Below are 13,725 nucleotides of genomic sequence, written 5' to 3'. Positions count from 1 at the left end.
ATTATATCACAATCCAACTTCTTGTCAAACCAGCCTAAAACAGCGAGCCTGCAGCCGCAATGGCCCACTCATAAGCAGGGGCAATGATCACGCCCAGAATCAGCACCAGCAGCACGCTGGCAAGAATAGCTACACCATGCGCCCGTTCCACCGGCACAGGCTCCTCGCTCTTTGGCTGGTCCAGATACACGACTTTCAGCACGATCAAGTAGTAGTACAAGCCAATGATGGAAGCCAAAACACCCAGAACGGCCAGCCACACAAAACCCGCTTCCACTGCCGCGGCAAACACCAGCACTTTGGCAATGAAGCCGCCCAGCGGCGGAATACCCGCTAATGACAGGAAAGCCAGTAGCAGCACTAACGCCAGCATGGGCGAGCGGCGCTGCAAACCCGCAAAATCTTCAACCTCATCTGAGCCGGTCACCCGCGCCACGATCACAACCACGCCAAACGCAGCCATATTGGTGACCACATACACCAGCAAGTAATACATCACGCTGGCCACGCCCAGTTCAGAAGCCGCCACCACGCCCAGCAGAGCGTAACCGGCATGCGCAATGCCTGAGTAGGCCAGCAGGCGCTTGATGTTCTTCTGGGTCAGCGCCACAACATTGCCAATGAACATAGACGCGGCCGCCAGGATGCCCAGCATCAGCTGCCAGTCCGCCAAGATGTTGGGGAAGCTGGCCAGCATCACCCGCACCAGCACCATGAAGCCCGCCGCCTTGGACGCGGTAGACAGGAACGCCGTAACCGGCGTGGGCGCGCCTTCGTACACATCCGGCGCCCAGAAATGCATCGGCACGATCGCCACTTTGAAGCCCAGGCCCAGCAGCACCAGCACCAGCGTGCCCACCAGCACCGGGCCAGGCACCGCGCCCGCGCTGATCGCATCAGCCATCACATACAGATTGCTGCTGCCCGCAAAACCGAACAGCAGGCTGAAGCCGTACAGCATCACCGCCGTCGTCATGGCGCCGAACAGCAGGTACTTGAAACCCGCCTCGGTGGATTTGTTGTCGCCGGTCATGAAACCGGCCAGAATATACAGAGGGATGGAGGTGGTCTCGATTGCCAGGAACAGCATCACCAGGTCAGCCGAAGCGGCCATCAGGGTCATACCGATCGTGGAGGTGAGCAGCAACAGGTAGTACTCACCCTTCAGCCATACGTTGTCCAGCTTCACGCTCAGCAGCACCGTAATGAACGACGCAAAGATAAACAGCAGCTTGGCCACATACGCCAGCATATCGTGGCGCAGCATGCCGCCCCACACCAGCTCAGCGCTGTTGCCCGGGTTAGCATACAGCAGGGTCAGCGCAAAGGTCGCCGCCAGGCCCACGGCAGTGATCACTGCCAAAATGCCGCGGCGCGTCTCCGGCAGCACCAGGTCAACAATAAAGACGATCGCCAAAACCACCAGAAGAGATATTTCCGGCAGAATGGCCAAAATCATGTCAGGGGTAATGGTGCCAAACACAGTTACGCGCCTCCTACCAGGGCCAGCACCGCCTCAACGCCGTGCTCAACCATGGGAACAACCACACTGGGGAAGATACCGATCACGATCATGATGACGCACAGAATGCCCAGCGCCAGCTTCTCAGAGATTTTGATGTCGTGCATGTGGCCTTCCAGCGCAGCCGGCAGTTCGCCAAAAAACACCTTGCCCACCGCCCGCAGAATATAGGCGGCCGTCACGGCGATCGAGATGGCCGCCACAATGGCGATCCACGGCGTATCCGCCCACACGCCCATGAAAATGGGGAACTCGGCCACAAAGCCGGAGAAGCCTGGCATGCCCATCGATACCAGGCCGCCGATGATGAACGCAATGCCAGCAAACGGCATGATCTTCATCATCCCGCCCAATTCGGGGATCTGGCGGGTGTGCGCCTGGTCATAGATCATGCCGACCACCGCGAAGAACAGAGCCGTCATCACACCGTGGGAGACCATCTGCACGCTGGCGCCCACCAGGCCATCGTGGTTCAGGGTCGCCAGACCCATCGCCACCAGACCCATGTGCGAAACGGACGAATAGCCAATCATGTACTTGAAGTCGGTCTGCGTCATGGCGATGAACGCGCCATACACCACGTTCACCAGCGTCAGCAGCAGGATCCACCACATGTGGAACTGCGCACCCTCGGGCATCAGCATGATGCCCACCCGCAGCGCCGCGAACGCGCCCAGCTTCATCAGCACGCCGGCATGGAACATGGAGACCGCCGTCGGGGCGGCCACATGGCCCACCGGGCTCCAATTATGGAACGGGAAGATGCCGCCCAACACCGCAAAGCCGAAGAACACGAATGGGAACCACAGCTTCTGGAACTCAGGCGAGAAGTTGGCGTTTTGCAAGGCCAGAAAGTCAAACGTGTAGAGCCCGGAGTTGAAGTACATCGCCAGCACGCCAACCAGGGCGATCACCGAGCCAATGAACAGGTAAAGGGTCAGCTTCATCGCCGCGTACTCACGTGACTGCTTCCATCCCCAAATGGCGATCAGCAGGTACATCGGGAACACGGCGATCTCGTAGAAGAAGAACAGGGCGAACAGGTCCAGGGCCACAAACACACCGAACACACCGCTGGCCAGCAGGAACAGGAAGGCGAAGAATTCGCGCGGGCGGTCATCGATGCGCTGCGAAATGATGACGCCAGTGAAGATCACCACACCGGTCAGCAGCACCAGCGGCGCGGCAATGCCGTCAACGCCCACGTGGTAGCTAATGCGCAGCTGCGGCAGCCAGTCGTACTTCTCAATGAACTGGAAGGGAGGCCCGTTGGTGTCAAATCCCACATACACCACGATCGACAGCAGGAAGGTCACCAGGGCCACGGCCAGGGCGAAGCTGTAGATCAGCTTGTGGTTCTTGGGCGGCAGGAACAGCAAAACCACACCGGCCAGGATGGGCAGTAAAACAATTGCGCTTAGAAAAGGAAAGGCCATCAATTCACCTTTAGCCGAACAATGCCACAACGGCTTGATTGATTACGTTGAGCAGCCAGGCCGGCCAGAAGCCGAGCCACAGCATCAGCACCACCAGCGGCGCCATCACCAACAGCTCGCGGCCGTTGATCTCACTGATATGACCCTTCCAGTGCTCGTTCAGCGGGCCGTGCAGCGTCTTGGCGATCCCCTTGAGGATATACGCACCGGTGAAGAATAGGCCGATCATGCTAATGGCCGTGTAGGCCGTGAAGATCGGCCAGGCGCCGCGCACCACCAGGAACTCGGACACGAAGCCGTTCAAACCGGGCAGGCCCAGCGAAGCCATCGAGCTGAGGATCAACAGTGCGCCGTACAGCGGCACCAGCGGGAACAGGCCGCCAAACTGCTCAAGGTCACGCGTGTGCGTGCGCTCGTAGATCACGCCCACCAAAAAGAACATCGCCGCCGCCGAAATGCCGTGGTTGAACATCTGCAGCACGGCGCCATTCATGGCGATCGTTGCGCTCTCGGTGCCGGCCGCATACGCCGCCGCGGCGATGCCCAGAACCACGAAGCCCATATGGTTCACAGAGGAATAGGCCACCAGGCGCTTGAAGTCCGTTTGCGCCCAGGCCGAGAGGGCGCCAAACACGATCGCCGCCGTGGCCAGCAGCGCCAGCACGCCCGCATACTGCTGGGCCTGCTCAGGGTACAGCGGCAGCACCAGGCGCAGGAAACCATACGCACCCAGCTTCAGCAGCACGCCGGCCAGGATCATGGAGCCGGCTGTGGGCGCTTCGGTGTGCGCATCCGGCAGCCAGGTGTGGAACGGCCACACCGGCACCTTGATGGCGAACGCGATCGCAAACGCCCAGAAGGCAATGCTCTTCACGGTCGCGACCGGCAGGCCGAACAGCGTGCCTTGCAGCGCCGGCCAACTCTGGAAGATAGCGATCAGGTCAAACGTGCCAGAAACCACGCCAATCATCTGGATCGCTAGCAGCAATCCCAGTGAACCGGCCATGGTGTAGATCATGAACTTGAACGAGGCGTAGCGACGGGCCGGCACCTTCATGCCGTTCCACAGTTCGCGCTCACCCTTGGCACTGCCCCACTGGTCGATCAGGAAGAACATCGGCACCAGGCCGATCTCCCAGAATACAAAGAACAGCAACAGGTCCAGCGAGAGGAACACGCCCAGCATGCCGGTCTCCAGCGCCAGGAACAGAGCCATATACGTCTTGACCTTTTCCTCAACGCCGAACGAAGCCAGGATGGCGATCGGGGTCAGGATCGCGGTCAGCAACACCATGCTGAGCGAAAGACCATCAATGCCCAGGTGATAGTTGGAGTTGATCGCACTGTACCAAACCGTCTGCTCTTGGAAGCGGAAGCCGTCCACCACCGGGGCCGCCTCAAAGCCGAACCAGGCCAGCAGCGTCAGCCCCAGCGGAACCAAGCTCAGCACAAAAGCCACCCGGCGGGCAAGGTTCTTGTTCTGGCCGGGCAGCAGCAGCACGATCAGCGCCGCCGCCAGCGGGCTGAATAAGATCAACGAGAGAAGATGCGAATTCACAAAGTCCATGAGGTTCCGTTAGCGCAGCACAGTGAATAGATAGTAGAAGAGGCCGCCAAAGGCAACCAGGGCCACCAGCAGCAGGTATTGTTGCACCAGGCCGGTTTGCACCTTGCGCAGCACGCGGCCAATTGCCGCCGTGCTGTTGGCCGCCCAATCGGCAACGCCAGAGATGACCGGCGTCTCGAAGCGGTCACGGAATACCAGGCCAAGATTGACCGAGTTCTGCGCGATCCAGTGCAGCACACCATCGATCACCTTGCGGTCCAGGAACCAGTACGAGAACTTCTCGGCGATCACACCCGCCGGGCGAATGAAGATCTTGGTATACAGCTCGTCAAAGTAGTACTTGTTCTCCAGCAGCGTATACACCGGCCCCAGCGGCTTGCGCAGCGGGTCTTCGCTGCCGGCCTTGCGATACACCAGCCAGCCCAGCCCCAGACCGCCCAGCGCTACACCCAGCGAGATGCCCAGCGGGATCCAGCTGAAGTCTGGCGCGTGCGGGTGCTCCAGCAGCGTACTGCCCACAAAATCGTGGAACCAGTTCGGCAGCAAACCGCCGATGACTGGGAAATGCTCAGGGATGCCCACCCAACCGGCAATGATGGCGAACACAGACAGCACCATCAGCGGGCCGGTCATCACCAGCTTATTCTCGCTGGCGTGGTCAGCCGCCTTGGTGCGCGGCTCGCCGAAGAAGGTCAGGGTGATCTGCCGCATCGTGTAGAACGCGGTCAGCAGCGCCGCCAGGGACAGGGTGATCAGCAGCGCATAGTGATGATTGGCAAATGCATCCGCCAGAATTTCATCCTTGGACCAGAAGCCCGAAGTAATGAGCGGGAAGCCAGACAGCGCAAAGCCGCCGATCAGGAAGGTCCAGAACGTGATCGGCATCTTCTTCTTCAAGCCGCCCATATTGAACATGTCCTGCGGGTCTACATGCTCGCCGGTGTGCAGCACGCCGTGCTCCATACCATGAATGACCGAGCCCGATCCCAAAAACAGCAACGCCTTGAAGAATGCGTGGGTTACCAGGTGGAACGCCGCCGCCACATACGCACCAATGCCCAGGGCCGCGATCATGAAGCCCAGCTGCGAAATGGTGGAGTAAGCCAGCACGCGTTTGATGTCCTTTTGTGCCAGGGCGATCGTGGCCGCAAAAATGGCCGTGAAGGCACCAAAGAACGCCATCACCGTCATGGTGGTGGTCAGCGGGTCGCCGTGGTGCCAGCCCGCCGAGAGCAGCGGGAACATGCGTAGCACCATGTACACACCGGCCGACACCATCGTGGCCGCATGGATCATGGCCGAGACCGGGGTCGGGCCCTCCATCGCATCCGGCAGCCACACGTGCAGCGGCCACTGGGCAGACTTGCCCACCGTGCCAATGAACAGCAGCAGGCCGATCAGGCCAGCCGCCGAAAGCCCCAACACGCCGCTGGGCGAGCTGGCCAGCATGTGCAGAATATTCTCGTTGCGCAAAATTTCGTGGAAGTTCAGCGTGCCGGTGGCCGAGTACAGGGCCACAATGCCAAGCAGCATGAACACATCACCGATACGGGTGGTCAGGAACGCCTTCTTGGCCGCATCGCGTGCCGAAGGCTTGGCGTACCAGAAGCCGATCAGCAGGTACGAACACAAGCCCATGATCTCCCAACCCACGAACAGGGTTAGCAGGTTGTCAGATACCACCAGCGTATACATGCCGAAGGCGAACAGGGCAATGAAGGCAAAGAAGCGCGAGTACATCGGCTCCACCGAGGGCACATGGTGGCCATGATCCTCCGCGCCGTGCGGCGGCAGGCCCGGCTTGTCATGGTCACCCTTGGGAGCGCCAAAGTTGTGATAGCCAATGCTGTAGATGAAGATCATCAGCACGGTCCAGGCCACAAAGAACAGCACGGCCGCGCTCAGCGGGTCGATCATCACGCCAATGTTGAAGACGGTCTCGCCCGTGGGCAGCCACGCGATGGCAGAATGGAACGGGTGCTCGCCGAAGTGGTCAATGCCAACTGCGGCGAAGAACACCAGCATACCGAGCAGCCACGAGGTGGCCGCCGCCACAACGCCCACCGTATGGCTCAGGGCGTTGTTCTTACGCGTGAACAGCAGAATAAGGAAGAACGCCAGCAGCGGCGGGAGCGGAATAAGCCAGATCAAAGTTTCAGTCGGCATTGCTTACCACTTCATCAAGTTGATTTCGTCCGCGGCCACGGTCTTGCGGCGGCGGTAGATGGAAATGATCAGGGCCAGGCCAACCGCCACTTCAGCGGCAGCAATGGCAAACACGATCACTACAAAAGCATGCGCAGCAATCAGGTCAGGCGTGAAATAGCGCCAAAAGGCCACCAGGTTGATGTTTACCGCGTTAAGCATCAGCTCAACACCCATCAAAATAGCCACGGCGTTCTTGCGCGCCAGCACACCATACAGGCCAATGCAGAACAGCAGGGCGGCCAGCACCAGGTACCAGGAAAGCGGGATCATAGCGTCGCTTACTTACCTTTCTTCTGCGGGCGGGCCACCAGTAGCGAGCCCACCAGGGCCGCCAACAGCAGTACCGAAGCCACTTCGAACGGGATCACAAAACCCTCAGGCGATACCAGGGCCACGCCCAGCTCAGCCGCCAGATCGCGGCTGGTGTCGATCTCGCCCGCCAGGCTGGCCACCGCCGGCCACTGGCCGATCAGAATGATCAGGCCAAAGGCGAACAGGGCCGCCAGCAGCAATGCCCAGCCATAGTTCTTGTTTACTGGGGCTTCTTCAATAACATCGCCGCGGGTAAGCATCACCGCAAAGATCATGATGATCGAGATCGCACCGATATACACCAGCACCTGCACCACCGCCAGGAAGCCGGCGTCCAGCAGCACAAAGATCACCGCCACGCCGAACAGCGCCATGATCAAGTAGAAGGCGGCGTGCACCAGGTTCTGGCGCGTCACCATCATAAAAGCGGCCCAGAGGATCAGGCCGGCAGCGAAAAGAAAGACACCTTGCATTGCAGTCATGCGTTTGGCTCCATCACAAAAGGCGCGCTACGGCTAAACCGCACGGGCCTCCGGGCGTTTCTTGAAGACTTGGCGTTCGCGGCGCGCCTTGCGAGACATACCTCGCAACAGCAACCAGCTCAACGCCAGCACCACCAGGTTGCCGGCCAGCAGGGTCGGCACGCGTAGCGCCGTCTCGGCGAACAGCTTGTCCAGCACCGCCGTTGCGATCAGCAAGGCCAGCGAGATCGGCGTCAGCACCTTCCAGTTCAGGTCCAGCATATGGTCAATGCGGATGCGCGGCAGCGTGCTGCGAACCCACATCACAATGAAATAACCAATGCTGGCCTTTGCCATCAGGTAGATAACGCCCAGGATCGGATACTGCTCAGCGCCCGGGCCACGCCAGCCGCCCAGATACAGAATGGCGAACAGCACACCCACCGTGAACGCATGCAGGAACTCAGCCGCAAAGAACAGGCCAAACTTCATGCCGGTGTACTCAGTGTGGTAACCGGCCACAATTTCGGATTCAGCTTCAATAAGATCGAACGGAGTGCGGCCAACCTCAGCGATCGAGGAGACCAGGAAGATGACGCCCGCCACCGGGGCCAGCACAATGAACCAGGTGCTCTGCACCTCCACCATGTGCATCATGCCCATGCTGCGCGCCAGCAACACCGGCACCAGCAGGGTCAGCAGCATCGGCACTTCGTAGGAGATCAGCTGCGCCACGGCGCGGAAAGCGCCTAGCAGCGCGTATTTGTTATTGGACGCCCAGCCTGCCATCAGGATCGAGAGAATACCGAAAGACCCCACCGCGGCGATGTACAGCACGCCCACGTTCAGATCGGTGCCGATCCAGCCAGGCGCAAACGGAATAACCGCCCAGATCAGCAACACTGCGATCATCGAAACGATCGGCGCCAGGTTGAAGGTCAGCTTGTCCGCCTTCTCAGGGATGCTGTCTTCCTTAGTAAGCAGCTTTACGATGTCAGCGATCGTCTGCAGCAAGCCGTAAGGGCCGGCCCGGTTGGGGCCAATGCGGTCTTGAAAGCGGGCCGCCACCTTGCGCTCCAGCCAGATCAGGAAGATCACCAGGATCAGGCCAAAGGATGAGACCACCACCACACCAATAATGGTGCCGATCAGGGTCGCCCAGGCCTCGGGCAACAGGTCGGTCAGCAGCCCTGTCAGCCACTCGTTTGCTACTAAGATCGGGTCTGTCCAAAAAGACATTACATTTCCTCTGTGTGCTCAAATAAAAAGGCTGAACAGCGTAGCTGTAGCAGCCTTTAAGACCATTCCAGGGCACCCTTGCGCCAGGCGTAGAAAAGGCCGCCCGCAAGGATCAGGATGAAGATCACGCCTTCAACAACCGCAAACATCGGCAGCACGCCGTAAGCCACAGCCCACGGGTACAGGAAGGCAGTTTCAATATCAAAGATCAGGAAAACCAGGCCGTAAATGTAGTACTGCACCTTGAACTGCACCCAGGTGTCGCCCACCGTCTCCATACCGCATTCGTAGGTCTCAAGCTTGATGTGGTTGGGTTTGCGCGGGGCCAGGATCTGCGCAATAATGATCGGCAAAAGAGGGAAAACTCCCGCAATTGCAACGAACACGCCAATAAAAAGCCAGTTTTGTTCCATGCGTATTGGGTCTCTTTGTCCTGATTACCGCAAAAAAGATTCACCTTGCGGCAGATTTACAGATAAACCGCATTGTAACACAAGTGCACCGTTTGTGCATCTTTCCGCAATCAAACCCAGTTCATTGACATTCAGGCCCAAAACCCACTCCTTTTTTGCACCTACCTGTACTATCACTCCTATACAGGCAGGGGAGCACAGCATGCGAAAATACGCCTATCCGTCATTGCGAGGCGCAGGCTTGCCTGCGCACAATTTCCCAACGTGCCCATCCGTCTTTGCGAGGACGGCGCAGCCGGACGAAGCAATCCCCAAGCCAGGAAGCCCCGTCATTCCGAGGCGGCACCCTAATGAACCACAAATACACAAGTCCTCAAAGCCGAGGAATCCTTTAGGTCATTCAAGCACTAGATTGACTCTGTGCTCAAACCTAGTAACTCGGAACAGAAAGTTGTTAGTTGTTAGTAGTTGTTAGTGGAGACCCCCACCCCTCCAAAAACTAATAACTTTCAGGAGGGGTACAAGTAGCTGGGCTATACTTCACATCCTGTCCAAGGTTCCCCAACAGCTGTGTCCAAGGAGCAAACATAATGTCAGACCCGGGTAAATTCCGACTCACCTATGCCACCATGTACGATCCCCCGGAGGATCTGCACACCCGCTTCGAGGCCGCCATTGCCAAGGTAAAAGGCAATTTAGGCCAGGAGCACCCCATGTTCATCAACGGCAAGGATGTGCGCGCCGCCGCCAAGTTCGAAGACCGCTCTCCCATCAACACTGACTGGCTGCTGGGCACCTTTCAGGAAGCCACCGCCGCCGAAGTCGCCCCCGCAATGGAAGCCGCCTACGCCGCGTCCAAAGACTGGGGCCGCCGCCCTTGGCAGGAGCGCGTTACCCTCGTCCGCAAAGCGGCCGACCTGATCACCGAGCGCATTTTTGACATCGCCGCAGTCGTCTCCATCGAAGTCGGCAAGAACCGCATGGAAGCCCTGGGTGACGTCTCTGAAGCCGCAGATTTCTTCTACTACGCCTGTGACCAGATGGAGGCCAACAACGGCTTCATCCGCCCCATGGGCGTCGACCCGCTCAAAGGCTACAAAGCCACCAACACCAACCGCCTGCGCCCCTACGGCGTCTGGGTCGTCATCAGCCCCTTCAACTTTCCTTTCGCCCTCACCGCCGGCCCGGCTGGCACCGCGCTGGTCGCCGGCAACACCGTCGTCATGAAACCCGCCGAAGACACGCCCTGGGCCTCACGCCTGCTGGCCGAGGTCTTCCGTGACGCCGGCTTCCCCGATGGCGTGGTCAACTACGTCACGGGCGACGGCGCCATCGCTGGCCAGGCCCTGGTGGATGATCCGCGCACTGCCGGCCTCACCTTCACCGGCTCCTACAACGTCGGCATGCACATCTACCGCACCTTTGCCAATGGCCGCTACCCCCGCCCCATCCTGCTCGAGATGGGCGGCAAGAACCCCGTCATCGTTTCGCGCCATGCTGACCTGGAGCGCGCCACGCAGGGTCTCTATCGCTCAGCCTTCGGCTTGCAGGGGCAAAAGTGCTCCGCTGGCTCGCGCATCTATATAGAAGAACCCGTCTACGACCAGCTGCTCGAGAAGTTGCTGGCTGTGACCAAGACCCTCAAGGTGGGCGACCCCACGCTCAAAGACACCTTCATGGGTCCCGTCATCAACGAGGGCGCCTACAACAACTACAAGGGTTGGACGGAAGATCTGTCCCAGAACGGCGCGATTGCCACCGGCGGCCGCGTGCTGACCGATGGCGACTTCGGCAGGGGTTACTTCTGCGAGCCAACCATCGTCACCGACGTTCCCACCAATCACAAGCTCTGGAAGCAGGAGATGTTCCTGCCCATCACCATGGTGCACAAGATCAAGAGCCTCGACGAAGGCATGGCCCTCGCCAACGATGTCGACTTTGGTCTCACCGCGGGCTTCTACGGCAGCGCTGATGAGTCCAAGTGGTTCTTCGAGAACATCGAGGCCGGCGTCACCTACGCCAACCGCCCGCAGGGCGCCAGCACCGGCGCCTGGCCTGGCTTCCAGCCCTTCGGCGGCTGGAAGGGCTCCGGCTCCTCCGGAAAGGGCGCCGGCGGCCACTACTACCTGCCGCTCTACATGCACGAGCAGACCAACACCGTCATCGAATAGTCTTTTGCATTGCATCGCTAGCGATGCAATGCACCCTCAGTTTCCCACCTTGTGTACTGGCGCAGCATCTGCTGCGCCAGTACACTGAATCCCATCCATCCAGAAAGCCGAGAAATCACAATGCATCGCTCCCGCTCTCCTCGCGCCCTCTCGCTGGCCTTCAGCGCCCTCCTGCTCACCAGCATCGCCTGCCGCACGCTCCTAGGCGCTCCGGAAGCTGAGCGCGACCTCGAGCTCAACCTGCGTCCAACCCCGCAAGCCACCCAAACCCGGCCCATCATCACCAGTGAACGCCTCGACGGCCTGCAATTGCTGCCCGACCTGATCATTGACCCGCCCACCCTCAGCCCCAGCGACCATGACCGCCCCAGACTTAGCGGCACAATGTATGTCCTCGATACGGAGAACTTCCGCATCCACTACACCTGGGACGGCGAAGATGGTGTTCCCTCCGCCGAGAGCACCGGCAGCGGCCATCCGGATTACGTTATCGAAGTCGCTCGCGCCATGGAGTATTCCTGGTTCGCCTCCATAGATCACTTCGGCTGGGCCGCTCCCCCACCAGACTTCGGCCTGGGCGGCGATGACCGCTATGACGTCTACCTGATGAACATCATGGACGAAGATTACGCGGGTTATACCGACTCGGACTATGACAACCCCGTCATTGGCGACAACCCCAACAGCCCGCTCATCGAACAAACCTCAACGCATACTCACATCGTTTTGGACAATGACTATCTGGAAGACTACGACTACGAAGAAGACGGAAGCTATCCCGAAGATGCCTTGAATTACATGCGCAGCACAGCTGCCCACGAGTTCCACCACGCGATCCAGTTCGGCTATGACGGCGAGGAGCCGCACGACTGGGTCTGGGAGGCCACCTCCACATGGATCGAGGAAGAGCTGTTCGACAGCGTCAATGATCCGATATTCAGCCTCGACTCGGTCATGAAGTCACCCGACTCGTGCCAGCTCGCCGAGGGCGGCGAACAGCACGATGACGATCTTGACCGCTGGTACGGGATGTGGATCTTTATGCGCCATCTCTCCGAGCAGTACGGGCACGATATTGTGCTGCGCCTCTGGGAGCACATTATCGATCTCGATGGCTATGATGCCTGGGACGCCTTGCTGGCCGAATACGACACAACTTTCGAAGATGTATTCCTTGATTACAGCGTAGCACTGCTCACGCGCAACTTTGAAGAAGGCTTGCGTTATCCCACCGTTGCTATGGAGGGTTCTGCTGTGCTGGATGACTGGTTCACGCCCACCGATGGCGTGCACCAACTCGGCGCGGACTACGTTGAACTGCCTTTCCAGCAAGCCATCACTGTCACCCTGAACACCGAGGGAATGCTGGGGGCGGTTGTTGGCATTGCCGAAGGTGAAAGTTTCGTCTACCCGATGTGGAATGGTGAAGTCAGCCTGGATAGTAGCGGGCACGAGCGCACATACGTAATTGTCATGAACCTGGAGCGCGCCGTGAATGCTCGCAATTGTCTCAGCAGCGATTACCAGCTATACGTCGCTGCGGGTGGCTCAGCCCAACAACCTGAGTGGAGTATGGCGGCACCCAACTTTCAGCCCCCACGGCCTTAAATGGTAAACGAATGAGAGAATCCTTAACCGCTATAGCGGGGGATATAATTTTTGCTCTTACGCCAAAAATTTGAGGTGCTGTTGTGAGAAATACCCAAAAGACTTTGATCCTTGTGCTGCTGGCTGGCGCAGTTTTGCTTAGCGCTTGTGGCGGCGGCTCTGCTTCCAATACAGATGCGGTGCTAACTGAGGCAGCCCAGATCGCTTTCCAGGCGCTCACCGAAACCGCCGCGGCTGCCCCGCCTACAGCCACTTTCACCCCGATTCCGCCGACGCCCACCTTCACGCCTGAACCGCCCACCCCCACGGCTACTCCAGAGGGCGGCGTTACCCCCACACCATTCCCCACCCAGGCTCAGCAACAGCAACCCAGCACCTCTGGCATTCCTTGCTTGCGCGCCAACCTGGAGTGGGAGTCTCACCCGGATGGTGTTCAGATCTACGCCAACATCCCGTTCACTAAGGTATGGCGTCTCAAGAACACCGGCTCCTGCACATGGAAGCGCGACTTCGCCGTCATCTGGACTCAGGGTGACCTGATGGGCGCTGAAACCGTTGTGGAATTCACCGACCGTGAGATCCCGCCTGGCGATTACGCCATGGTGGAAGTGAGCATGCGCGCCCCCGATCGCTCTGGCTTTTACAAGGGCTATTGGATGTTGCGCGGCGATGGCGTCATCTTTGGTATTGGCAACAACGCCCGCTCCTGGTTCTGGGTAGACATTGAAGTTCTGCCTGTAGCAGAAGAAGACTAACCATAAAAGCGCCCGCTCACAAAGCGGGCGCTT

At 59.2% G+C, this 13,725-nt stretch carries 11 protein-coding genes; 3 read left to right on the top strand and 8 right to left on the bottom strand.

The window, feature by feature from the left end:
• Nucleotides 1-34 precede the first annotated feature (34 nt).
• Genes KIT08_06945 through KIT08_06910 form a run of 8 tightly spaced genes read right to left on the bottom strand, consistent with a single transcriptional unit; the run spans nucleotide 35 to nucleotide 9,158 of the window.
• Nucleotides 35-1,483, bottom strand: a complete 1,449-nt coding sequence (locus KIT08_06945) for an NADH-quinone oxidoreductase subunit N (protein UYN88836.1) — start codon at nucleotides 1,481-1,483, stop codon at nucleotides 35-37.
• A gap of 2 nt (nucleotides 1,484-1,485) precedes the next feature.
• Nucleotides 1,486-2,958, bottom strand: coding sequence for an NADH-quinone oxidoreductase subunit M (locus tag KIT08_06940; protein UYN88835.1), 1,473 nt, complete (start codon nucleotides 2,956-2,958; stop codon nucleotides 1,486-1,488).
• A gap of 10 nt (nucleotides 2,959-2,968) precedes the next feature.
• On the bottom strand, nucleotides 2,969-4,525 hold the full coding sequence (locus KIT08_06935; GenBank protein ID UYN88834.1) for an NADH-quinone oxidoreductase subunit M: 1,557 nt from the start codon (nucleotides 4,523-4,525) through the stop codon (nucleotides 2,969-2,971).
• A gap of 9 nt (nucleotides 4,526-4,534) precedes the next feature.
• Nucleotides 4,535-6,691: an NADH-quinone oxidoreductase subunit L gene (nuoL, locus tag KIT08_06930; GenBank protein ID UYN88833.1), complete on the bottom strand. Its 2,157-nt coding sequence runs from the start codon at nucleotides 6,689-6,691 to the stop codon at nucleotides 4,535-4,537.
• Between the two features lie 3 nt (nucleotides 6,692-6,694).
• Nucleotides 6,695-7,000 carry an NADH-quinone oxidoreductase subunit NuoK gene (gene nuoK, locus KIT08_06925; protein UYN90793.1) on the bottom strand — a complete coding sequence of 102 codons (306 nt, stop codon included), beginning with the start codon at nucleotides 6,998-7,000 and terminating at the stop codon, nucleotides 6,695-6,697.
• A gap of 11 nt (nucleotides 7,001-7,011) precedes the next feature.
• Nucleotides 7,012-7,527 (bottom strand): NADH-quinone oxidoreductase subunit J, encoded by a 516-nt coding sequence (locus KIT08_06920; GenBank protein UYN88832.1) that lies wholly within the window; start codon nucleotides 7,525-7,527, stop codon nucleotides 7,012-7,014.
• Between the two features lie 33 nt (nucleotides 7,528-7,560).
• Nucleotides 7,561-8,745, bottom strand: a complete 1,185-nt coding sequence (gene nuoH / locus KIT08_06915) for an NADH-quinone oxidoreductase subunit NuoH (GenBank protein ID UYN88831.1) — start codon at nucleotides 8,743-8,745, stop codon at nucleotides 7,561-7,563.
• 56 nt (nucleotides 8,746-8,801) lie between these two features.
• Nucleotides 8,802-9,158, bottom strand: a complete 357-nt coding sequence (locus KIT08_06910) for an NADH-quinone oxidoreductase subunit A (GenBank protein UYN88830.1) — start codon at nucleotides 9,156-9,158, stop codon at nucleotides 8,802-8,804.
• Between the two features lie 590 nt (nucleotides 9,159-9,748).
• Here KIT08_06910 and KIT08_06905 point away from each other — a divergent pair.
• The 3 genes from KIT08_06905 (at nucleotide 9,749) to KIT08_06895 (ending at nucleotide 13,692) form a co-directional block, all read left to right on the top strand.
• Entirely contained in the window at nucleotides 9,749-11,329 is a 1,581-nt protein-coding gene (locus KIT08_06905; protein ID UYN88829.1) for an aldehyde dehydrogenase family protein, read from the top strand.
• Nucleotides 11,330-11,449: 120 nt separating this feature from the next.
• Nucleotides 11,450-12,937 carry a hypothetical protein gene (locus KIT08_06900; protein UYN88828.1) on the top strand — a complete coding sequence of 496 codons (1,488 nt, stop codon included), beginning with the start codon at nucleotides 11,450-11,452 and terminating at the stop codon, nucleotides 12,935-12,937.
• Between the two features lie 83 nt (nucleotides 12,938-13,020).
• Entirely contained in the window at nucleotides 13,021-13,692 is a 672-nt protein-coding gene (locus tag KIT08_06895; GenBank protein ID UYN88827.1) for a hypothetical protein, read from the top strand.
• The last annotated feature ends 33 nt before the right edge of the window (nucleotides 13,693-13,725 follow it).

It is taken from the genome of Anaerolineales bacterium (assembly GCA_025808555.1).
Taxonomy (GTDB): Bacteria; Chloroflexota; Anaerolineae; order Anaerolineales; family UBA11579; genus JAMCZK01.
The sequence above is the reverse complement of the archived record's forward strand: the minus strand, read 5'-3'. Positions and strand labels throughout refer to the sequence as shown.